Annotated in this window: 19 protein-coding genes; 5 read left to right on the top strand and 14 right to left on the bottom strand. The window is 42.8% G+C overall.

The genetic code is table 11. The annotated features are described in order from the left end of the window. Positions 1 to 331: 331 nt before the first annotated feature. The 4 genes from fabD to ACFSJE_RS13745 all read right to left on the bottom strand — a co-directional run bounded on the left by fabD (position 332) and on the right by ACFSJE_RS13745 (position 4,817). Positions 332 to 1,216: an ACP S-malonyltransferase gene (gene fabD, locus ACFSJE_RS13760; RefSeq protein ID WP_379831544.1), complete on the bottom strand. Its 885-nt coding sequence runs from the start codon at positions 1,214 to 1,216 to the stop codon at positions 332 to 334. A 49-nt stretch (positions 1,217 to 1,265) separates the two neighbouring features. Continuing rightward, entirely contained in the window at positions 1,266 to 1,781 is a 516-nt protein-coding gene (locus ACFSJE_RS13755) for a gamma carbonic anhydrase family protein (RefSeq protein ID WP_379831543.1), read from the bottom strand. A gap of 88 nt (positions 1,782 to 1,869) precedes the next feature. Next, complete coding sequence (locus tag ACFSJE_RS13750) at positions 1,870 to 2,601, bottom strand: LytR/AlgR family response regulator transcription factor (protein ID WP_379831542.1); 732 nt, start codon at positions 2,599 to 2,601, stop codon at positions 1,870 to 1,872. Next, a complete protein-coding gene (locus tag ACFSJE_RS13745) occupies positions 2,601 to 4,817 on the bottom strand; it encodes a tetratricopeptide repeat-containing sensor histidine kinase (protein ID WP_379831541.1) in 2,217 nt (738 codons plus the stop codon). The genes ACFSJE_RS13750 and ACFSJE_RS13745 overlap by 1 nt, the downstream gene beginning before the upstream one ends. Positions 4,818 to 5,026: 209 nt before the next feature. Here ACFSJE_RS13745 and ACFSJE_RS13740 point away from each other — a divergent pair, with 209 nt between their 5' ends. Next, positions 5,027 to 6,205, top strand: a complete 1,179-nt coding sequence (locus ACFSJE_RS13740) for a VWA domain-containing protein (protein ID WP_379831540.1) — start codon at positions 5,027 to 5,029, stop codon at positions 6,203 to 6,205. A gap of 98 nt (positions 6,206 to 6,303) precedes the next feature. Here ACFSJE_RS13740 and ACFSJE_RS13735 read toward each other — a convergent pair whose 3' ends face one another. After that, a complete protein-coding gene (locus ACFSJE_RS13735; protein ID WP_379831539.1) occupies positions 6,304 to 7,299 on the bottom strand; it encodes a PorP/SprF family type IX secretion system membrane protein in 996 nt (331 codons plus the stop codon). A 128-nt stretch (positions 7,300 to 7,427) separates the two neighbouring features. Between ACFSJE_RS13735 and ACFSJE_RS13730 the strand changes: the two genes are divergently transcribed. The 4 genes from ACFSJE_RS13730 to ACFSJE_RS13715 all read left to right on the top strand — a co-directional run bounded on the left by ACFSJE_RS13730 (position 7,428) and on the right by ACFSJE_RS13715 (position 11,681). Continuing rightward, a complete protein-coding gene (locus ACFSJE_RS13730) occupies positions 7,428 to 8,324 on the top strand; it encodes a NifU family protein (RefSeq protein ID WP_379831573.1) in 897 nt (298 codons plus the stop codon). Positions 8,325 to 8,394: 70 nt separating this feature from the next. Continuing rightward, the gene (locus tag ACFSJE_RS13725) at positions 8,395 to 8,595 is read left to right on the top strand and encodes a dodecin family protein (RefSeq protein WP_379831538.1); all 201 of its coding nucleotides are present in this window, start codon (positions 8,395 to 8,397) and stop codon (positions 8,593 to 8,595) included. Positions 8,596 to 8,658: 63 nt separating this feature from the next. After that, positions 8,659 to 10,773 carry a thioredoxin domain-containing protein gene (locus tag ACFSJE_RS13720; RefSeq protein WP_379831537.1) on the top strand — a complete coding sequence of 705 codons (2,115 nt, stop codon included), beginning with the start codon at positions 8,659 to 8,661 and terminating at the stop codon, positions 10,771 to 10,773. Positions 10,774 to 10,853: 80 nt separating this feature from the next. Beyond that, on the top strand, positions 10,854 to 11,681 hold the full coding sequence (locus ACFSJE_RS13715) for a mechanosensitive ion channel family protein (protein WP_379831536.1): 828 nt from the start codon (positions 10,854 to 10,856) through the stop codon (positions 11,679 to 11,681). Here the strand turns inward: ACFSJE_RS13715 and tsaB are convergent. The 9 genes from tsaB to ACFSJE_RS13670 all read right to left on the bottom strand — a co-directional run bounded on the left by tsaB (position 11,678) and on the right by ACFSJE_RS13670 (position 21,871). Next, complete coding sequence (gene tsaB / locus ACFSJE_RS13710; protein ID WP_379831535.1) at positions 11,678 to 12,355, bottom strand: tRNA (adenosine(37)-N6)-threonylcarbamoyltransferase complex dimerization subunit type 1 TsaB; 678 nt, start codon at positions 12,353 to 12,355, stop codon at positions 11,678 to 11,680. The two genes, ACFSJE_RS13715 and tsaB, sit on opposite strands and share 4 nt — an antisense overlap. A gap of 16 nt (positions 12,356 to 12,371) precedes the next feature. Further along, on the bottom strand, positions 12,372 to 13,718 hold the full coding sequence (locus tag ACFSJE_RS13705) for a TolC family protein (RefSeq protein WP_379831534.1): 1,347 nt from the start codon (positions 13,716 to 13,718) through the stop codon (positions 12,372 to 12,374). A 50-nt stretch (positions 13,719 to 13,768) separates the two neighbouring features. After that, complete coding sequence (locus ACFSJE_RS13700; protein WP_379831533.1) at positions 13,769 to 14,890, bottom strand: efflux RND transporter periplasmic adaptor subunit; 1,122 nt, start codon at positions 14,888 to 14,890, stop codon at positions 13,769 to 13,771. Positions 14,891 to 14,925: 35 nt separating this feature from the next. Then, positions 14,926 to 16,188 (bottom strand): ABC transporter permease, encoded by a 1,263-nt coding sequence (locus tag ACFSJE_RS13695; RefSeq protein WP_379831532.1) that lies wholly within the window; start codon positions 16,186 to 16,188, stop codon positions 14,926 to 14,928. A 1-nt stretch (position 16,189) separates the two neighbouring features. After that, positions 16,190 to 17,422: an ABC transporter permease gene (locus ACFSJE_RS13690; RefSeq protein WP_379831531.1), complete on the bottom strand. Its 1,233-nt coding sequence runs from the start codon at positions 17,420 to 17,422 to the stop codon at positions 16,190 to 16,192. Further along, positions 17,415 to 18,116, bottom strand: a complete 702-nt coding sequence (locus ACFSJE_RS13685; protein ID WP_379831530.1) for an ABC transporter ATP-binding protein — start codon at positions 18,114 to 18,116, stop codon at positions 17,415 to 17,417. Before ACFSJE_RS13685 ends, ACFSJE_RS13690 begins: the two co-directional genes overlap by 8 nt. A gap of 98 nt (positions 18,117 to 18,214) precedes the next feature. Then, on the bottom strand, positions 18,215 to 19,327 hold the full coding sequence (locus tag ACFSJE_RS13680; RefSeq protein WP_379831529.1) for an efflux RND transporter periplasmic adaptor subunit: 1,113 nt from the start codon (positions 19,325 to 19,327) through the stop codon (positions 18,215 to 18,217). 28 nt (positions 19,328 to 19,355) lie between these two features. Further along, complete coding sequence (locus ACFSJE_RS13675) at positions 19,356 to 20,612, bottom strand: ABC transporter permease (RefSeq protein ID WP_379831528.1); 1,257 nt, start codon at positions 20,610 to 20,612, stop codon at positions 19,356 to 19,358. Positions 20,613 to 20,626: 14 nt separating this feature from the next. Beyond that, positions 20,627 to 21,871 carry an ABC transporter permease gene (locus tag ACFSJE_RS13670; protein ID WP_379831527.1) on the bottom strand — a complete coding sequence of 415 codons (1,245 nt, stop codon included), beginning with the start codon at positions 21,869 to 21,871 and terminating at the stop codon, positions 20,627 to 20,629. Between the last annotated feature and the right edge of the window lie 95 nt (positions 21,872 to 21,966).

Genomic DNA, 21,966 nt, shown 5'->3' with positions numbered 1-21,966 from the left:
GCTAACCGTGAAGACGAAGTTGCTGGTGCCAGCATCGCCCTCGACCTGGGTCACGTCGCTGATGCTTATGAAATCCTGCCCATATCCTAAGCCTACTCCAAATACCAAAAGTGTCAAGACCAAGATTATTCCCTTACCGAAATTTGTAAAGGACTGTTTTGAAGTTTTTTGCTGGGAGGTTACCATCACCTATAAAAATGCGTTTCAGTTTAGTTCTTAAATGCCATGTTTAGGTCGGTGATTTGGGAAAATCAATATTACAAAAAAGCCTATTAACCCCAATAAGCAATCGGTTCAAATCTTTGTTTAATCGGATAAACGGCTCGTGACTTTAGGAGACGATGGCTGAACTGGTTTCGGACTCTGGATTTATCTTTTTAACCAACCCTTGCAAGACCTTACCTGGGCCTACTTCAACAAAGGTTTTGGCGCCATCCTTCACCATTTGTTGTACGCTCTGGGTCCATTTAACGGGTGCCGTCAATTGAAGGATGAGATTTTTTTTGATGTCATCGGCATTGGACACGGCTGTTGTGGTCACATTTTGATAGATCGGACAGCTGGGGACACTGAAATCGGTGGCCTCAATGGCGGCAGCCAATTCTTCCCGTGCAGGTTCCATCAACGGGGAGTGAAACGCACCTCCCACGGGCAACAACAACGCTCTTTTTGCTCCAGCCTCTTTTAATTTTTCGCAGGCAATGTTTACTGCATCCACTTCCCCAGAAATCACCAATTGACCTGGACAATTGTAATTGGCGGGAACAACAATGCCTTCCACTTCACCACAGATTTTTTCCACTAGGGCGTCTTCCAATCCCAAAACGGCGGCCATGGTACTGGGTTTTATTTCGCAAGCTTTTTGCATGGCAAGTGCGCGTTGAGACACCAGTTTTAATCCATCCTCAAAGTTAAGGGTGCCATTGGCTACCAAGGCGGAAAATTCACCCAAGGAGTGTCCTGCCACCATATCGGGCTTAAAACTATCGCCCAATACCTTACTAAGTATTACGGAATGCAAAAAAATAGCGGGTTGGGTCACTTTGGTCTGTTTCAAGTCCTCCGGAGTTCCTTCGAACATGATATCGGTGATGGAAAAGCCCAAAATCTCATTGGCTTGCTCAAACAGTTCTTGTGCCTGGGAGTGATTCTCATAGAGATCCAATCCCATACCCACAAATTGTGCTCCTTGTCCTGGAAAAATATATGCGTTCATAGTAGTCGAGTTTTTTTGAGTGGCACAAAAATAGGGATTATTTGGTTCTTCAGTCCTCTTTGAACCAACTGGAGTAGGTCACATAGTTATTGGCGATTCGGTCTATCTCCCCTGAACTCAACTCTGGACTGATATCCTTGATTTTTTTCGCCGGCATTCCCGCATAAATACTCCCGGCTTCCACGTAGGTTCCTTTGGTCACTACTGCACCCGCGGCAATGATGGAATTACTTTCCACCACACAATCATCCATAATAATACTCCCCATGCCCACAAGCACATTGTCTTTTAGGGTACAACCATGCACAATGGCATTATGCCCAATAGAAACATTGTTCCCAATGGTAGTGGGTGATTTCTGATAGGTGCAGTGGATTACCGCCCCATCCTGCACATTTACCTTGTTGCCCATTTTAATAAAATGGACGTCGCCACGAATCACCGCATTAAACCAAACACTACATTGGTCGCCCATGGTTACCTCGCCAACAATGGTTGCATTTTCGGCAATAAAGCAATCTTTTCCTATTTCTGGGGATTTGCCCCTTACGGATTTCAGTATCATATTTTTATTATTCGAATCAATTCATTTATTCTGCTTTAAGCCATTCTAAATCGTTCCTTCGACTCCGCTCAGGAACCTGTTTGATGACCTACTGAAAATACGACAATAGTTCGGCCTTTTTGGAGGCAGAAACGGAAAGCTCCTTCCCGTTTGAAAGTATCACGCTCCCTCCCTTGCCTTTTTTATATTTGACCACCTCTGCCACATTCACCAAATAGGATTTGTGGATTCGGGCAAAGGCATATCCTTGCAGGGCATCCTCAAAATATTTCAAGGTCTTGCTCACCACGATTTTCTTATGTTCCAAATAGATTTCAGTGTAGTTGTCATCGGCTTTGCAGAAGAAGATATCCCCTACTTCCAACACTTGAAACCCATCTTGCTGCGGCAGGGTAATCTTTCCTTCGGCCTTAATGGGTGTGGCTTTCAGCACTTGGCCCTCCAAGGCATTTTCCTTTTCCTTGATGGTCTTTACATAATCCACCGCCTTAATCAATTCATCAATATTAATGGGTTTCATCAAGTAATACGCGGCATGATGGTTAAGCGCATCCATGGCGTATTGGTTGTAGGCCGTTACAAAAATGGCCTCAAAAGTGCGGTCGGGAATCTTATCCAAGAGATCAAAGGCATTGCCAAACGGCATTTCCACATCCAAAAATACCAAATCGGGTTGGTGTTTTTGAATCAGGGCTATCCCCTCCTCAATATGGGCCGCCTCACCCAATAGTTGTACACCGGTACAGTATTTGTTGACATAATTCCGAAGGATTTCGCGGCTATTGGCCTCATCCTCCACTATGATTGCCTTTAATTCCATCAGTCTTTCTTTAACTTCAAGGTCACTTTGGTTCCTGTTTGGTCTTCGCTTAGGTTTGATATGGACACATCCACTTTGTTTTTGTACATATCGTTCAGGATTTGGATACGTTTTTTGATGTTCCCCATTCCCTTTGATTTTTGTTTCTTCTGATTGCTGGTCTTTAGTTCGGCCGATTTTTTCCGCCCGATGCCATTGTCCATGATCGTTATTTCCAACAAATCATTGGTCAACTGCTTTAGATTGATTTTTAAAAATCCCTTTTCTTCTTTGTACCGCAATCCGTGCCAAATGGCATTTTCAATATAAGGTTGCAGCAGCATTGGTGGAATTTGAAAGGCGTCCACATCCACTTGCGGGTCCACCTCGATGCTATAATCAAACTTGTCCGAAAAACGGGAATGTTCCAATTTCACGTACAGCTCCAATAGTTCCAATTCCTTGGACAATGGAATAAAGTCTTCTTCGGAATTTTCCAACACGCTCCGCATCAATACCGAAAATTCACTTAAAAATCGGTTGGCACTGCGCTCATCACTCTTGGCAATGTAGTTATTCACCGAATTGAGGGCGTTGAAAATAAAATGAGGGTTCATTTGGGTGCGAAGCGACTTCAACGCCAACAAATTGTTGGCCAGTTTTTGTTGCTTGTTGCTTCGGTAGTACAGGAATGCCGTCAAGGCTGTGAGCAAAATTCCGAAAGCTAATGAATAGATAATCCATTTTTGGCGCTTGCTGGTCTCTTCGAACAATTGCTGCTCCGTAACTGCCAAGCTGTATTTGCTCTGGTTGAGTTCGCGCTCTTGCTCCAAGCTGGAAATTCGGTTTTGCGTATTGGCTATTTCCCTGTTGAATCGGGCTGCCCGGGAAATCTCCTGCTCTTTTCGAATATAAAGGCTATCGACCACGGCAACATAATCCTGATACGATTCCAACGCCTTTGAAAAATCACCTTTGTATTTGTAAACTTCCGATAATTTCCGTGTGGCATCCTTTTGCACCACCAAATCATTGTCCTGATCGGCCTCAACAATACTTTTTTCCAAATAGGGTATGGCTTCATCCAATTTGTCCTGTGCGACGTAAGCACTGGCTATTTTGTAGTTGATGCGCTGGGCAGTGATGGTATCTGCGCCAGAAACCCCGCGACTTTCGGAACTTACTTTGGACTGTGGCAATTGACGCAGCTCATTCAGACTTTTTTTACGTAGTTGAATCTCATCGTCATAACGGCTTTTCTGATTGTAGAAATCCGCTACGCGCTCACTTTCTTCAATCAATCGCTCGGGAGCCACTTTTTTTGAAAGACTCAAACTGTTCTGATAAAATCCCTCAGCCTCCACCACTCTATTCTCACTGGCGTAGACATCGGCAATTTTTGAGTTTAAATCGATGACTTTGGGTGATATCTGGTTTTTTTCAGCCACCTGAAGCCCTTCCCGATAAAATTCCGTTGCCCTTTTTGGGTTGGACATGCCATTGTATGCATCTCCCAATGCTTCATAAAGTTCCACCCGCTGATACGGGATCATATTTTTTAAATCCACTAAAGGTGACAAGGTCTTTTCAGCATTTTCAAACTCCCCATTCTGTACATATGCCTTGCCCAGCAGCAGTTTTGTTTTGTTCAACGGCCTTGCCGCCAGGGCATCTTTGAAATTGGCGATGGCCAAATCGTATTGTTTGTGGTGCATGTAGATTTCGCCCAGGGTGCTCAACGATTCGGAGAGCTCATCTTTGTTGCCTGATGCCCCCAAAAGTTCCATGGAACGCGCTATAAAATCGATGCTCTTTTCCAGATTAGTCCTTTTGTAGAAATTGGCTGAATCCAGAAATCGTTGGTGGTTCATGATACTTCCGCGGGCCACGGACGAAGACCTTTTCTCCGTTTTACTGGATTTTGAAGGTGCATATCCCTCAACCAAAACATCCACATCCTCATTGGAGCGGATACGATGCCGCACCGTTTCAAATTCGGGACTCTCAAAAATGAGCATATCCCCAATGGCCGCTTTAATGCTAAACTCTCCAAGGGCATCCGTAGTGGTATATCTTCCCTGATCGGTGGAAACCTGGACACCGGAAATGGGCGAAAAATTCTCCCTTCCCTTCACCGAACCTTCTATATCCATTTCGGTACGGGCATTGCCCACTTGGGCGTGCCCCATTGCCGATAGAAGAAGAACCAGTAGCAGTATGTATCCTTTTTTAATCATTTACGACGAAATACTCAGGTAAACTTAGTTCATCCCAAGCGTATTAAAAAATGGTGTCACTTCAAAAAATAGGGAAAAACATCCCTTTTTTACCGCTTTACAAAATCAATGGTACCAGTTGCTCATTCCAATGGGTCGTTCCCTCATTCTGGATTTTTATTGAAAAATGTTGCTTCTACTTTTAGGGCATCATTCTAAAAAATTGAACCATGAAATATTTGAAACATCTATTTGGAACAGTACTTTTTGTAGCAGTGGCGGGAACATCCTACGGTTGTAATCTAAAGGCCACAGAACCTATGAGCACCACCTTGATCGCAAAATCAATTGTTGATAAGCCCGCAAAGCAATATGTAAAGATTGCCTTGTTGTTGGACACTAGCAATAGTATGGACGGGCTCATCAATCAAGCGAAGGCCCAATTGTGGGATATTGTAAATGAATTTACCCATGCCAAATGCGGTAATGATAGAAGCAGCAGACCTTCGCTTCAAATTGCACTATATGAATATGGAAACGACAACCTTTCTTCCAACGAAGGTTACATTAGACAGGTTATTGGTTTTAGTGATGATTTGGATGAGATTTCGGAAAAACTGTTCTCCCTTACTACTAATGGTGGTGAAGAATATTGTGGCGAGGTAATCCAAACTTCGTTGAAGCAGTTGGATTGGGGCAAAAACGCCGACGACCTTAAAATGATCTTTATCGCAGGCAACGAACCGTTCACCCAAGGAAAGCTGAACTATAAGGATGCAGCCTACAACGCGAAGGAAAAGGATGTTGTTGTCAATACCATTTTCTGTGGCAATTATGAGCAGGGAATTTCAACCATGTGGAAAAATGGTGCTACCATCACCGGGGGCGATTATATGGCCATTGACCATAACAGACAGGTAGTGCACATTGCCACGCCGTATGATGATGTCATCATCCGCTTGAACTCGCAATTGAACAACACCTATATTTCCTACGGTAGCTTGGGCCGACAAAAAAAGGCCATGCAAAGCGAACAGGACAACAATGCTGTTGCGATGGAGGCGGCTGTTGCTGTAAAGCGTTCTGTGAGCAAGAGTTCAAGAATGTATAAAAATTCGCAATGGGATTTGGTGGATGCCATTGAAGATGACGAGGAAATCTTATCAGAATTGAAGGAAGAAGAACTTCCGCAAGAGCTTCAAGGAAAATCAGAAAATGAAATCAAGACTTATGTGGATGCCAAAAAAGCGGAGCGTGAAAAAATTCAAAAAGAAATCCAAGAACTGAATGCCAAGCGCGAAGCCTACATTGCTAAAAATCAAAAAGAAGAAACAGGGGAATTGGAAAATGCCTTATTGAGTGCCATCAAAGCACAGGCTTCCAAGAAAAACTATACCTGGGATAAGTAATATTCATTATGTGAACGGGTGTCACATCGAGCGCAGTCGAGATGTCTTAAAAGTTCTCGACTCCGCTCGAACTGACATCCAACCTAAATAAGTTTGATTTAATTGTTGGCCGCTGGGCAATAGCAATCGTACCGTTTGCCATCGTCGCTCTGCCCAAAATCATATCCCAACGTAATCTGATGGAAACCACCATTGTCAAAACGGATATCCCCAGATTGATAGGAATAATTATAGGAAAACAAGAATCGGTTCACATTCACCCCGATGATAGGCGTAAATAACTGCAACCGCTGTTCTCCAAAACCACCATTGGTCTGAAACTGGGCTCCATCAAAACTTCTTCTGTAGGATAATCCGGCCCAAACGGTTCCAAAACTCACATCTTTATATACTTTGGCGTTTAAATCGATGGTCTTTTCCTTGGTAAAGTCTGTCATTTGAAACAAGATGGAAGGCTCAATACGTGTACTTTTTCCAAAAACATATCCCACGGAAAGCAAATACCTTCTTAAATTGTCAAACTCGGCCGCTGTATACAGATCACGCCCGCTTCCCAAAAGATTTAAGATGGCGGCATGGGCATAAAATTCAAATAGATTGTAGGATGCTCCTAAATCGACATTAAAATAACTGGTAGTATTTTTTACTCCTGTTACCGCGGGATCGGGAATCACCGATCGAAACTCGGTTTCATCCAAACTGCTCAATATCACCCCAGCGCTCAATCCAAAGGATAATTGGTTCAGAGTCCTAAAATCACCTGCCATTTGCAAATGGTGGGCATACGTGGCCTTGAAACCGGTTTGCGAGTGATACCCATTGGCGTCATTGAAGATAATACCACCAACACCGCTGCGTGAACCCACTCTGGAATTGATGTTGAACGTCTGCAAGCTGGGAGCTTCATCCACGTTAAACCACTGTTTTCTGGCCGTAAGACGTATTTTGGTGCCTTCGGCAATTCCTGCCATGGAAGGGTATACCAAATAATAGTTGTCCGCCAGATAATCAAAATAAACAGGAATACCTTCCTGAGCCTTGGCTGCTAGCCCAAAAAACAGGCTGATGATGATTGAGGTTAGGTAACGTCTCATGTGACGGTTTTGGGCTAAAATTGTGGTTTAAGTACTGTTAAACATAAACATAACGGTTGATGACCTACATTATTATATTATTTTGCAACGCAACCTAACTATTGGTATTTTTGCAGGAAAGATTCGCCATGAAAGAATACAATATCACCATAGTTGCCACCAACAATCCAAAAATCATAAAATTGGAAGCTAACCATTTCTTGGTTAAGGGCAATTACGAATACAAAAACATAGATGAGGCCAAGGATTCTCCTTTGGCCCAACAACTTTTTTACCTCCCGTTCATTAAAACGGTCTACATTTCTGGAAACTTTATCGCGTTGGAACGCTATGATATTGTGGAATGGAATGATGTAAAGGATGAAGTGGCCCAACAATTGGTGGAATACCTCAATGCCGGAGAGCCTGTGGTTCATGAAGATTTGACCCAGAAAAAGGAGCCTGTCACGGTTTATGCCGAAGTCACGCCCAACCCGGCTGCGATGAAATTTGTCTGCAACAAACGCATCGTACCCACCACGTTTGAATTTAAAAACATAGATGAGGCCAAAGATGCTCCTTTGGCAAGTGCACTTTTTCAATTTCCATTTGTGAAAGAGGTGTTTTTTGATGAAAACTACGTGTCCATCTTAAAATATGAGGTTGCTGAATGGGATGATATTACCATGCAACTTCGAGAGTTTATTCGTGATTTCTTAGGAGATGGCAAAGAAGCTGTTTCTGCAGAGAGCATTCAAAAAACAAACGAAACCAAAAGTCAAGATGCGGCACAAATGCAGTATGATGACACTTCACAGCAAATCATCGACATTTTGGAGGAATATGTGAAGCCAGCCGTGGCCAGTGATGGCGGCAACATTATGTTTCAATCCTATGAAGAGGAGAGCAAAACCGTGAGTGTTATCCTTCAAGGAGCCTGTAGTGGTTGCCCATCTTCCACCTTTACCCTCAAAAATGGAATTGAGACAATGTTAAAGAACATGATGGGGGATAAAATCCGGGAAGTTATTGCGCTCAACGGCTGATTTTTAAGGCTTTCTTACCACTATTGTGGTCAATTTTTGTTAAATTGAATAAATTTAAAAATCACTATCCATGGCAGTTTTAAAAGTAATTGAAGTATTGGCAAATTCCGATAAAAGCTGGGAAGATGCAGCAAAAAATGCATTGGACCAAGCTTCAAAATCGGTAAAGAATATTCGTTCCGTCTATATCAACGAGCAGAGTGCCACAGTTAAGGACGGAAAAATCGATAATTATCGAGTCAACGTTAAAATCACCTTTGAGGTTCAATAACCCAAGGGCATTGCCAAAATAGCGCCCTCATTGGGCGCTTTTTTTATGTTCAAAAAGAAAACTATGCTGAAAAGAAGCACCATTTTATTGGTTTTACCCTTTTTCTTCTTTGGTTGTAACCAAAAATCTGACAAAGTGACCCACAAACATACCAACGCCTTAATCAACGAAACCAGTCCTTACCTTTTACAACATGCCCACAATCCTGTAAATTGGGAAGCATGGAGTCCTGAAGTTTTGGAACGTGCACAGAAAGAGGACAAACCGCTTCTTATCAGTATTGGATATGCGGCTTGCCATTGGTGTCACGTCATGGAAAAGGAATGCTTTGAGGATGAGGAAGTGGCCCAACTCATGAACGAGAACTTTATCAGCATTAAAATTGATCGTGAAGAGCGACCCGATGTGGACCAAATCTATATGGATGCCATCCAAATGATGTCTGGAAATGGAGGTTGGCCCCTTAACATTGTGGCATTGCCCGATGGAAGACCCTTTTGGGGAGCAACCTATGTACCGAAAGACAATTGGGTAAAATCGCTTCAACAATTGACGGAACTCTATAAAAATGACAAGGCTAGGGTCACCCAATACGCTGCAGACCTTGCCAATGGAATCCATGCCATCAATTTGGTGGAGAATGCCGAAAATTCCGATTTGTACAGCCTAGATCAATTGGATGCAGCCGTTACCAACTGGTCGCAATATTTCGACTCGTTTTTAGGGGGATACAAGCGTGCCCCAAAATTCATGATGCCCAACAATTGGGATTTCTTGCTACATTATGCCACAGCAAACAATAAACCCGAACTCATGGAGCAGGTGAACACCACGCTCCGAAGAATGGCTTATGGTGGCGTTTACGATCATGTGGGTGGCGGATTTTCCAGATATGCGGTCGATTCCACTTGGCATGTGCCCCACTTTGAAAAAATGTTGTACGACAATGGTCAACTGGCCAGTTTGTATGCCAAAGCCTACGCTGTCACCAAAAATGAAATGTACAAAGAGGTAGTAGATGAGACCATTGGTTTTGTACAAGAAGAACTTTGGGATGAAAACGGAGGCTTTTATTCCTCATTGGATGCCGATAGCCTGAATGAGGAAGGCGAATTGGAGGAAGGCGCCTATTATGTCTGGACGAAAGAAGAATTGACACAGCTTTTGGGTGGGGATTATTCCATTTTCGAAGCCTATTACAACATCAATTCCTATGGATTGTGGGAAGAAGGCAACTACGTACTGATCAAGGACAAATCCGATGCAGAAATTGCGGAAAAATTCAATATTTCTGTCTCGGAGCTAAAAAACAAGATGGAAAATGCCCTTGGCGTTCTAAAAACCGAACGTGCAAAACGGGATAAACCAAGATTGGATGATAAAATCTTGACCTCCTGGAATGGATTGATGCTAAAAGGATTGGTTGATGCTTACCGCTATTTGGGTAATGATGCCTATTTAGAAATGGCCCTGAAAAATGCAAAATTCATTGAAACCGAAATGATGAAGGACGACCATTCGCTCTTTAGAAACCATAAGGAAGGAAAAAGTAGTATCAATGGGTTTTTGGAGGATTATGCTTCGGTAATTGAAGCGTATTTGGACCTTTACGAAGTGACTTTTGATGAGAAATGGCTCAATCATTCCAAAAAACTGCTGGATTACACCAAAATCCATTTTATGGACAAGGAGTCAGGTATGTTCTTTTTTACTTCGGACGAAGATCATTCCTTGATACGCAGAAGCATTGAAACCAACGACAATGTTATTTCAGCCTCCAATTCCATTATGGCGAAGAATTTGCTCAAATTCCATAAGCTATATCCAGAGGAAGGTTATGGTGACATTGCCAAACAAATGGTGCTTAATGTCCAAAAGGATTTTGACACAAGTGCCCAAGGATTTTCAAACTGGTTGCATGTGGTGCTTTATGAGAACCAAAATTTCTACGAAATAGCTCTTGTTGGTGACAATTATAAAAAGCTGGGCAAGCAGGTAGCCGGTAATTATTTGCCCAACAGTATTTTGGTGGGTTCCAAAGCGGAAGGAAACCTGGAACTGTTGGAAAATAGACATGTGGATGGACAAACCTTGGCTTATGTCTGTATTGAGGGAACCTGCAAATTACCCGTGACCACCTCAGCTGAAGTTCTACAACAAATCCAATCCTTCCGATAAAAGGTTAACATTTGTTTAAATGGGTCGACCTTGAATTTTAAAAGATTTTCAATTAAGTTATCGCGAAACAAATTATAGTTATGGAGAAAATTAAAAATTACGAAGAGTATATTAATCAAGGGATGGAATGGGCCATTGGTGTTTTACCCAATCTTATTATGGCCATACTAACGTTTATTGTTGGTTTGTGGATCATTCGATTTATCAACAAGCTCATCCGAAGGTTTTTCGAGAAAAAGGACTATGACGAAACCTTGGAATCCTTTTTACAAAGCTTTTTTAGTATCGCGTTAAAAGCCCTACTCTTCGTTTTGGTAATCACCCAATTGGGTGTACAGACTTCTTCGTTGGTTGCTATAGTAGGTGCTGCCGGTTTGGCCGTTGGTCTCGCTTTACAAGGCTCTTTGGCCAATTTTGCCGGAGGGGTTCTCATCCTGATTTTCAAGCCGTTTAAGGTTGGGGATTGGATTTCGGCTCAGGGTGTAGACGGAGCGGTTAAGGAAATTTCCATCTTCAACACCAAGATTAACACCTTTGGTAATCAAGTTGCCATCATTCCAAATGGACAATTGTCCAATGGGAACATCATCAACTACAACATGGAGAACAACCGTAGGGATAAAATCGATATTGGAATTGGATACGGCTCCAACATTAAGGAGGCTAAAGATATTCTTTTGCAAATATGTGCGGAAAATGAAAACATTCTCGAAGAGCCAGCTCCAGAAGTGTACGTTGGCGCTTTGGCCGATAGTTCTGTGAATCTGACCTTACGTTTTTGGGCGGCTAATGAAGTGTTTTGGCCAGCACACTTTTACGTGATTGAACAAACAAAACTACGCTTTGATGCTGCAGGAATTGAGATTCCATTCCCACAACGGGTTATGCATCAAGCTCTTAAAGGTTAGGCTTTCTTTTTGGATTGAATCACAAAATCCTTTAAATAGTAAGGCTCAAAATACGCCACATCTTCAAATTGGCCCTTCTTGTACTTTTCAAAGGCAATAGGGGCCATTTCTTTTGCTGAAGGTACTATACCTGAATCAAACTGAAAATTGGGATGCCCCAACATCTCCTTACACTTTTCGGCTCCACTACCCACCACATGAACGGTGCGTTCAGAAACATAATCAGCAAAGGAATTCTCATCGATTATTTCAGCGCGGGTTTCTCGTATTTCTTCAAACTGATGATTGAATACGGCTGAATAGACCTCCATTCGGCGTGCATCCAAAACTGGAATGACCAAATCGCCTGGATTCACTTTAACCTGATGGGCCATACTCTCCAACGTTGGGACCGAAATCAAAGGCAAATCCAACGAAAAACACAATCCCTTTGCCGCAGAAACCCCAATTCGAAGACCGGTATACGAACCCGGCCCTTTGCTGATGGCTACGGCATTGAGGTCTGAAAATGACAAAGAAGCCTCTTGCAAGACTTCTTTGATGAATACGTGTAATTGCTCGGAATGGGAATAGTTCACCGCATTGTTTTCCTTTAGGAAAATTACCTCATTTCCGTTGGAAATGCTGACCGAACAATTGGTCGTTGCTGTTTCTAAGTTTAGTAGTATGGCCATAGCGGCCACAAAGATACTAATCTAAGGAAATGGGAATGCCAAAGTAGAACTCCAATATTTTCAAACGGAAGATATAATCGTACTTGGTACGGATTACATCAGCCTGGGCATTGTCCACTCTTGACTGCGCTTGGCTAAAATCAAAGGCATTCATTAGGCCAACTTCATATCGCTCTTTTGCATATTCATAAGCCAGTGTGCGTGCCTCCAACGTTTTTTCGGCCGCTTCGTAGGCCTTTTCAAAAGTGCTCACATCCACATAGGCTTGCTGAATATTGGTCTCAAGGTCCAACTTGTTTTGTTCCAACTGTAATTTGGCCCGCTCCAAACTGATTTGGGAGCGCTTTACGTTGTTCTTGGTGCTCCAACCGTTAAAAATGGGCACATTCAATTGTGCTCCGTAGGAGATACCATCAAATATCCAAAGCTGGTCCGTGAAATTGGGTGTATAAGGCCCATTGGCTCCGGGGATTTGGGTTACATCTGAATACCGTGTCCCATATTGAAAAAAGGCGGAAAGGGTTGGATAATAAGCACCCTTCGCAATTTTCAGGTCTTCTTCGGCCATATCCACATTGGATTCTGAGAACTTGATATCATTTCTAAAGGTCAAGGCCTTATCAAAAATCACTTTTGCGGAGTTGTCCAAAATATCAGATGGTGGAATCAAAAACTCTTCTTCGGCGATATCAAAATTTTCGTAGTCCGTGATTTGGAGCAACTGCGCCAAGTTCACGCGCGATATCAATACCATTCCCTCGCCATTGACAATCTGTTGTTGTTGTGTGGCAGCGGTAGCCTCAATTTCTAATAGGTCTCCCCTTGGCAAAACACCAGATTCAACCAATTCCTTGGTACGTTTTAAATCTTGTTCGGTAACTGCATATTGCGCCCTAAAAGTCTTTAACTGCTCTTTGTTGGAAAGCACCTGAAGGTAGGCATTGGCCACACTCAAGCGAATGTCATCCTTAAGATTGTCCAAGCGATATTGATTGGCAATGGCATTCAATTTTGCCTTATTTATCTGGTATATGTTCCGTAAACCATCAAACAGGGTTACGTTGGAACTAAGTCCCATGTTTACGTTTAAAGCCGTTTGGTTTGTAGGCAAGTTGTTTGTTGGATTAATAGAGAAACCTGTATTGCTCGATATACTGGTGTTTCCATTTAAGTTAGGCAATAGGTTCCCCAAGGCATCTGATTTGTCAATCTTGGCGTTCTCTAAATCCAGTTCGTATTGTTCTATGGTTAAATTGTTCTCCACTGCATATTCCACACATTCTTGCAGTGTCCACCGGCGCATTTGCGCATGTGATACCACAATTGTGAACAGCAATAGAAAAGTCGTTATGATACGTTTCATTCGTTTTTTGATTTATTGTCGTTTTTTGATTTTCAGCTCCTAGGGTCTACTTACCCTCGATTTGGACCTTCTTCAGTTTTCTTTTCGAGTCTGTTCCACACCTTGATCTTATCCTCTTCATCCAATCCGGAAAGAATCTCAACATCGATACCATCACTGATTCCCAACTCAACATCTCGGCGTTCAAACTCATTTTCACCGGTCTGAACTTCAACATAGGGGTCTTCGCTGTCCTTATCAAACTGCAGTAGCGCCTCTTTAATAGAAACCACATCTTTTTTCTCCTCAAGCACAATGGATGCGTTGGCACTATACCCTGCCCTAACATTGGTGCTATCATTTACCTCGAGGTCTCCTTCAATCTTGAACTGTACAGCTCCTTCTTCCTCTACTCCTTTTGGGGCGATGAATTTCAGCTTAGCTGGAAATGTCACCTTGTCCAAAGCACCCATGCTGATGACCAAAGGCATACCAATTTTAAGTTTACCAACTTCCGCCTCGTCAACTTCGCCTTCAAAAATCATTTTGTTCATATCGGCAATGGTGGCAATGGTAGTACCGTCGTTAAAGTTGTTACTTTGAATGACCTGATCTCCCTCTTCAACTGGGATTTCCAAAATGGTTCCACTCACAGTTGCACGGATATTGGTGTTTGCACTGGATGAACCTCCTGCGGAACCCTTACGGATGATTTGGTAATCGGCCCGGGCATTTTGCAATTCCTGCACCGCTTGGTCATAAGTGAGCTTTAAGGTGTTGAAATCCTGGCTTGAAATAACACCTTTATCGAACAAGGCCTTATTTCTATCATATTCAATTTTTGAATTGTTCAGCGCCAACTCTGCATTTCGCACACGGCCTGAAGCTTGGTTCAAGGACTGCTCATTGGGCACCACCTTGATTACAGCAATTAGGTCCCCTGCACTGACATCGGCACCTTCTTCCAAATATATTTTCTCAATGATTCCCGAAATTTGAGGTTTGATCTCAATTTCTTCCTCTGGGATTACCTTTCCCGTTACCACCACCTTATTGGTAATGTCCTTTTTGGCAACGGTCTCGGTTTCGTAAAGTTTCAGTGGAGTACTGTTTTTCTTTAAAAAGTATACCACAGCGGCCAAAAGCACAAAGACTCCAATTGCTATAAGACCATATTTTACGTACTTGTTCATTATTTAAATTTTGATTGTTGTTTATTTATATCTAGTTATTCTTCTCGTAATGCTTCTATGGGTCGAATTCGTACCGCCCGGTTGGCTGGAATCAGTCCGATTAAAACACTCAGTCCAACCATTGAAATAAAAGACTTTAAAAACTGGGGGATACTGACCATCGGATTCAATAGCGGTATGCCATCTTGACCACCTTCACCTAAAAACCCATTGATCAAGGCTAAAATTCCGATAGCAATCGAAAAACCGATGAGTCCAGCAAGAACTGTCATCACAATCGACTCCAAAATAATTTGTCGTCTCACAATTTTTGGTGTTGCCCCCAAGGCCCTTCGCACTCCAATTTCCTTGGTGCGCTCTTTTACGGTAATCAAGAGAATGTTACTAATGGCTATGACCCCTGCTATCAGGGTGAAGAATCCGATAAATCCTGAAACACCTTTGAGCACGGAGGTAAAAGTGGTTACGTTGTTGAAGATTTCGGACATATCAAAACTACCAATGGCCCTATCATCATCTGGATGGATATCGTATTTGGTCTTCAACAGTTTTTTAATCTTCTGCTCCACTACCGGCACTTTGGTATCTTCCTTTACGGCAATTGCCATCCAACCCAATCGGTCTCCAGAACCAAATGCCTTTTGAAATGTTGAAAAGGGAATAAAGACAGCGTTTTCGCCATCAATATTCACGTTGTCGTTGGGTTTATAAATTCCCACGACGGTAAAAAACACACCGTTGATACGAACATCTTCACCAATGGCGGTTTCACCTTTATCAAAAAGAAGTTCGTAGGTTTCTTCACCAATGACACATACTTTTTTGGATGAAGTAATGTCGGTCTGATTCAAAAATCTTCCTTCCACCAATTTCTTTTTGGTGACCTCATCAATCACCGGGTAATCGCCATATACCGAAGAACCACTGGTTCGGCCGTTCCTGTAGACCGTTGTAATCCCCTGGTGTGAGCCCAATTCTATGCGAGGTGCCAATACATCAATTTCAGGAATCTGTTCTTTGATGATTTCCGCGTCCTCCAAATGAAATTGGATTCGTCGTCCACGTTCAAAGCCTTTGTAGGGTTCCGAAGTACTTTGGGCCCAAACAAACAGACTATTAGATGCCGTACCTGCGAATACATTTTGAAACATGTTGGACATGCCATTGGAACTTCCCAATAACATAATCAATATAATCATGGCTATGACCACGCCCAGCATGGTCAAGATTGTCCTAAAGATATTCTTGCCCAAGGTATTGAACACTTCACTCCATAAGTCTCTATCGAATAACCACATGCTATTTATCGCTTAATGCTACTATTGGTTTTACGTTTGCTGCTTTTATAGAGGGTATCAACCCTGCCAAAACCCCGGCCACCACCAAAATAATGGTTGCCGTTACTACTGTTGAAATACTAACCGATGGATTTGCAAATGCCGGAGTATCAATGTTTGGCCCAATGATCGCCAAGATCAGGGAGGCGAACAGCATTCCAAAAAAACCAGCCAAAACGGTGGTGAAAATGGATTCCAGCAATACCAATTTTATGATTTGCCACGGTTCCGCTCCCAAAGCCTTCCGTACCCCTATCTCCTTGGTTCGTTCCTTGATAATGAACACCATGATATTACCAATGGCCACCACTCCTGCCAACAAAATCAATGCGCCGACAATGATACTCATCGTGCTAAGGCCAGTGGTAAAATTGGAGATATCGGAAAAAATCTGGGCATAATTGAACACCCGGACTGCCGCTTGGTCATCTGGGTCTACTTTATGTCTTCTTTTAAGAAGTGCCTCCAACCTATCCGAAAAGTTCAAGGCTTGGGTCAGGTCAAAATTGGGATTGTAGGTCAATGAAATCTGATTGATTTCATCGGTTTGACCATAAATACGCTGCATCGTTGTAATTGGAGCGTAGATGATTCTTTCTGCATTGTCGTCTCGACCCTCCTCCTCAAAAATGCCAACTACTTTATAGGGCAATCCATTTATTTCCACAAAACTTCCCAGCGCTGAATCCTTTTTATAAAGATCCTCCACGATTTTTCTACCAAGGACAGCTACCTTGGCACTTTTGTACAAGTCGTTGTCATTCAGGTATCTCCCTTCGGTGATTTTGGTCTTATCGATAAAAAGATGTTCTGGATTTACAGCACGGATACTGTAACTGCCCGTTTCGGATTTGAAACGGGTGGTCGCTCCCCTATTCATGATGGGCGTAATATACTCCACATCCTTTGGAAAGCTTTTGCTTATATAGGCAACGTCATCATTCCGCAATTGAATTCTACGATCGGCTTCAAAACCTGCATATGCTTTGGAGGTCAATCCCGTACGTACAATAATGGAATTATTGGCATCATCAGCAAATTGTCCGGTAAAACCATTCTTCATGCCATTTACCGACCCCAGCAACAACACCAATATAAATATGGCCCATGCTACTGAAAACCCTGTTAAAAAGGTACGTAGCTTGTTGTTTTTGATGCTGTGGAAAATTTCCTGCCAAATATCCCGATCAAACATATTGTTCCGCCCTTACTTGTTCAATTTTCTTGTCCTCTACAATGACCCCATCCTTTAGGTGCACGATTCGTTTGCACATGTGTGCAATGTCCTCTTCGTGGGTCACCACTAAAATGGTATTGCCTTCATCATTGATTTTCTGGATGAGATCCATGACCTCATATGATGTTTTACTGTCCAAAGCTCCAGTAGGCTCATCGGCCAATAGTACTTTGGGTTCAGCTGCCATGGCCCTTGCAATGGCCACCCTTTGCTTTTGACCCCCAGATAGTTCGCTGGGAAGGTGGTTGGCCCAAGGTTTAAGCCCTACTCTTTCCAAGTATTGCATGGCTTTCTCTTGACGTTCTTTGCGGGGAACTTTTTGGTAGTATAAAGGAAGTGCCACGTTTTCCAAGGCACTCTTGTAATTGATAAGGTTAAAGGATTGAAAGATAAAGCCCAAGAATTTGTTTCGGTATTGGGCCGCTTTGGTCTCGCTTAGATCTTTGATCGGAACACCATCCAAGGTATAGTCTCCGGAGTCCGCTCCGTCCAACATTCCCAATATGTTCAGTAAGGTTGATTTTCCCGATCCCGAAGACCCCATTATGGCCACAAGCTCTCCATCGTCTACTGTGAAGTTTATCCCTTTTAAAACATGAAGGGAATTACTCCCCATTCTATAGGATTTGTGAAGATCTTTGATTTCTATCATGGTTGGTAATGTTAGCTATCCAGCATTTAACTTCTGCATGTAAGACATACAAGTTGCTGAAATGTTACAAGATTGTGTTTAAATATTTTGTTAAATGATTAATTGTTCGAGAGTTCCCCCTCAATGGCGTTCCAGATTTTTACGTTGTCATCTGGGTTGACGCCAGATTTCACCTCAACATAAATACCATCACTGACGCCTAGTTCAACATCCCTCCGCTCGAATTTTTGCGCAGATGTCTCAACCTCAACATACGGATCCTTGGTGTCATCATCAAATTGAATCAAAGCTTCTTTTACAGCCAAAACACTATCGGCCCGTGCCAGAATAATGGAGGCATTTGCACTTAGACCTGCCCTGATGAACGTGGTGTCCAGTTTTTTAAGGCTACCCTTTATCTCAAACTGAATGGCACCGTTCTCCTCTTTTCCTTTGGGTGCGATGTAATCCAAGACTGCATCAAAAACTTTGTTCTCAATAGCCCCGACGGTAATTTCCAAAGACAAATCTTCTTTTATTTTTCCAACTTCGGATTCGTCTACTTTGCCTTCAAAAATCATTTTGTCCACATCGGCAATGGCAGCAATGGTGGTCCCTTCATTGAAGTTATTGGCTTCAATGACCTGGTTCCCCACCTCAACTGGTACTTCAAGTACCATACCGCTCACGGTGGCCCTGATCATGGTATTGGCCGCATTACTGAGACCACTGGTGGTTCCGGTTTGGACAATATCATAACGCTTATTGGCCGCACCGTATGACTGTTTTGCTTGATCATAGGTCACTTGGGCTCGCTCCAAATCAGTTTTGGAAATAACACCCTTATTGAAAAGTGTCAACTGACGCTCATAATTTCGTTTTTGATCATCCAGATTAATTTTGGCCTCATCAATGGCATTTTTGGCATCGTTCAAAGCGGATAAATTGGGGACCACCTTTATTTTCGCCAAAAGGTCGCCCGATTTTACATAGTCACCACCTTCTACATAGATTTCCTCTATCACACCCGAAATATTGGGTTTGATCAAAACCTCTTCCAAAGGAAGAATGCTTCCCGTGGCCACAGCCTTTTTAACGATGGTCTGTGTGGACGGTTTCTCGGTTTGATACACCACAGGGTCCTCAGCATTTTTTGAGTACAAATAGTACATGGAGCCACCGAATACAATGACGATGAGCAACAGGATGATAATGGTTACCGATTTTTTCATGTTTGTCTAACTAATTTTGATTGATTTCTTATTCTGTTCGCAATGCTTCAATGGGTCGTACCCTAATGGCACTCTGTGCTGGGATAAATCCAGCCAAAAGTCCGGAGACCATCAATATGAGCAATGCTCCACTCACAACCCCTACACTTACACTGGGGTTCATAAACATATCCACAGGTCCCACACTGTCCAATAGCGAGTTGATTCCGTAAATGACCAAGGACCCAAAAATGATTCCAACCATCCCCGAAATAATGGTCAGGAAAATGGATTCCATAAGGATTTGCTTTTTAATGGACCAAGGTTGTTCTCCAAGAGCCCTTCGTATGCCTATTTCCTTTGTGCGCTCCTTCACAACGATGAGCATAATGTTACTGACCCCTATGATTCCCGAGAGCAGTACCATGATTCCCACGATGTAGGCGACACCTTTTAATGCCCCAAAGAGGCTTTCCACCCGGTTGTATTGTTCGTAAAGATCAAAATAGCCTATGGCGCGATTATCCTCTGGGTGCACCTTGTGCCTTTCTTTCATGACTTGCACAATCTTGTCCTTTAACTGGGATATGGAACTTCCATCATTGGCCGTAATGGCCATCCAACCCACATTCTCACCCCTATTGAAGGCTTGTGAAAATGAAGTGAACGGCACAAAAATTTCCTTCTGCCCTTCTTCACCTCCGCCGCTATTGTTCTTTTTATAGGTGCCAATGACCATAAAATTGACTCCTTGAATCTTGATATAGGTTCCCAATACCTCTTCATCCTGATCATATAGGTCATTTTTGACTCCTTGCCCAATAATGGCCACCTTTCTTTTCTCCCGGATGTCATTGAAGTTCAAAAAACGACCGGAAGTAACCGTCATGGGGTCTTGGTTGATAATCTCTGGGTAATCTCCATACACATTGTAGGCCCCTGTCCTGATTCCACGAACCACATTGTTAGATCCCCGAAATCCTCCTAATTGGTTTCTGGGTGAGATGAATCGCATGTTCGGTACATTATCTTGAATGGCCTGAACGTCGCTGATTTTGAATTCAAAACTTCTTCCTTTGGGCAGCCCTTCATATGGTTTTGTTGTGGCTCGGGTCCACATGAACATGGTATTGGTGGCGATATCGCCAAAATCCTGCTTGATGCCATTTTCCAAACCTTTGCCAGCCGCCAATAGTACAATCAGGATAAAAATACCCCAACACACGCCAAAAGCGGTGAATATGGTACGCCACACGTTGTTGGTGAGCACTTCCAAAATTTCTCGCCATCTGTCTCTGTTAAACATGGTGCAAACGTTTATTATTCATCCCGCAATGATTCAATCACTTGAACCCGAGCTGCTCTCCAAGCTGGGACAAATCCAGCTAGTGTTCCCGCGAAAATGAGCACGAGCACCGTGGAAAAGGCCACATTGAAGTTTACCGAGGGGTTCATCACATAATCCACTTCAATATGCGGGCCCACAAGTTCCAGCAAGGCCATACTGAAAATGAGTCCCGTAAATCCTGAAATAGCCGTTACAAAAATGGATTCGTGCAAAATCATAGCGATAATTGACCATGGTTTGGCCCCCAATGCTTTTCGAATGCCAATCTCACGGGTGCGTTCTTTAACCACAATGAGCATGATGTTGCTCACACCCACCACTCCGGCAATGATGGTGCAAATGCCCACAAACCAGAAGAACAGCTTAATGTTATTGGTGAGGCCATAGTAGCGTTTGGCTTCTTCCAATGCACTCCAAACATCAACCGCGCCAGTATCATCTGGGGCAATTGTATGGGCTTGTTGAATGTATTGTCTAAGGTTATTTTTAAAAGTGATGGATTGCGCAACAGCCTCATCAAAATTTTCAACGGGTGGAAGCGTATAAGACATATTGCTCACCCTATTACCTCCATTGAAAACACGCTGGGCCGTGGTAATGGGAATGTAGATACGTTCTTCTTCACGATCTTCCATTTCATCAAACACCCCAACAATTTTGAAAGGAATTCCTGAGATATCAATGAACTCCCCAATGGGAGAATCCACCTCATTAAAAACATCTTTCTTGATTTTATTTCCGATAATGGCCACTTTTCCCGTGGAAACCTCATCTTGATAATTAATGAATCGGCCTTCTGCCATGGAGGCATTGTCTATAAACTGAAAATCGGACCCAACCCCCTGAACGCCATAGATCAATGCTTCCTTTCCATAATTCACACTGACCCCACCAACAAATATTCGGGCAGACTCATATTCAATATCGTCATTGAACATGGTACTGGCTTTTTCAAAGTTTTCATTGACGAGTTGAATGCGTCGACCTGGATTTAATCCCTTATATTCTTTGGAGGTAACTCCTGGCCATACCCAAACACTAGTGGAAGCATCTTGTTTGAACTCATTCTCGATACCATTTCGCATACCTTGTCCGAAGCCTAGCAAAATCACAAGTATGAAGATACCGGATGCAACGGATAGCCCGGTCAAGAAAGTGCGAAGCTTGTTCTTTCGGATGGTGTCAAATATTTCTTGCCACCGTTCTATATCGAACATAGGTCAGTGCTTTTGATTGATGAAGTACGCTTGCGTACATGTATAGGACTTCATCAACTGGCGATTGTTACACTTTTGGGAAAGAAATTTTTCCT

This window comes from Flagellimonas iocasae (assembly GCF_042682725.1).
GTDB lineage: Bacteria > Bacteroidota > Bacteroidia > Flavobacteriales > Flavobacteriaceae > Flagellimonas > Flagellimonas iocasae.
Note: the sequence above shows the minus strand (reverse complement) of the source record. Positions and strands in the feature narration are given on the sequence as shown.

Excerpts from the sequence above, each read along its gene's own strand:
- fabD (WP_379831544.1), bottom strand. The coding sequence starts at position 1,216 with ATGAACGCATATATTTTTCCAGGACAAGGAGCACAATTTGTGGGTATG.
- ACFSJE_RS13755 (WP_379831543.1), bottom strand. The coding sequence starts at position 1,781 with ATGATACTGAAATCCGTAAGGGGCAAATCCCCAGAAATAGGAAAAGAT.
- ACFSJE_RS13750 (WP_379831542.1), bottom strand. The coding sequence starts at position 2,601 with ATGGAATTAAAGGCAATCATAGTGGAGGATGAGGCCAATAGCCGCGAA.
- ACFSJE_RS13745 (WP_379831541.1), bottom strand. The coding sequence starts at position 4,817 with ATGATTAAAAAAGGATACATACTGCTACTGGTTCTTCTTCTATCGGCA.
- ACFSJE_RS13740 (WP_379831540.1), top strand. The coding sequence starts at position 5,027 with ATGAAATATTTGAAACATCTATTTGGAACAGTACTTTTTGTAGCAGTG.
- ACFSJE_RS13735 (WP_379831539.1), bottom strand. The coding sequence starts at position 7,299 with ATGAGACGTTACCTAACCTCAATCATCATCAGCCTGTTTTTTGGGCTA.
- ACFSJE_RS13730 (WP_379831573.1), top strand. The coding sequence starts at position 7,428 with ATGAAAGAATACAATATCACCATAGTTGCCACCAACAATCCAAAAATC.
- ACFSJE_RS13725 (WP_379831538.1), top strand. The coding sequence starts at position 8,395 with ATGGCAGTTTTAAAAGTAATTGAAGTATTGGCAAATTCCGATAAAAGC.
- ACFSJE_RS13720 (WP_379831537.1), top strand. The coding sequence starts at position 8,659 with ATGCTGAAAAGAAGCACCATTTTATTGGTTTTACCCTTTTTCTTCTTT.
- ACFSJE_RS13715 (WP_379831536.1), top strand. The coding sequence starts at position 10,854 with ATGGAGAAAATTAAAAATTACGAAGAGTATATTAATCAAGGGATGGAA.
- tsaB (WP_379831535.1), bottom strand. The coding sequence starts at position 12,355 with ATGGCCATACTACTAAACTTAGAAACAGCAACGACCAATTGTTCGGTC.
- ACFSJE_RS13705 (WP_379831534.1), bottom strand. The coding sequence starts at position 13,718 with ATGAAACGTATCATAACGACTTTTCTATTGCTGTTCACAATTGTGGTA.
- ACFSJE_RS13700 (WP_379831533.1), bottom strand. The coding sequence starts at position 14,890 with ATGAACAAGTACGTAAAATATGGTCTTATAGCAATTGGAGTCTTTGTG.
- ACFSJE_RS13695 (WP_379831532.1), bottom strand. The coding sequence starts at position 16,188 with ATGTGGTTATTCGATAGAGACTTATGGAGTGAAGTGTTCAATACCTTG.
- ACFSJE_RS13690 (WP_379831531.1), bottom strand. The coding sequence starts at position 17,422 with ATGTTTGATCGGGATATTTGGCAGGAAATTTTCCACAGCATCAAAAAC.
- ACFSJE_RS13685 (WP_379831530.1), bottom strand. The coding sequence starts at position 18,116 with ATGATAGAAATCAAAGATCTTCACAAATCCTATAGAATGGGGAGTAAT.
- ACFSJE_RS13680 (WP_379831529.1), bottom strand. The coding sequence starts at position 19,327 with ATGAAAAAATCGGTAACCATTATCATCCTGTTGCTCATCGTCATTGTA.
- ACFSJE_RS13675 (WP_379831528.1), bottom strand. The coding sequence starts at position 20,612 with ATGTTTAACAGAGACAGATGGCGAGAAATTTTGGAAGTGCTCACCAAC.
- ACFSJE_RS13670 (WP_379831527.1), bottom strand. The coding sequence starts at position 21,871 with ATGTTCGATATAGAACGGTGGCAAGAAATATTTGACACCATCCGAAAG.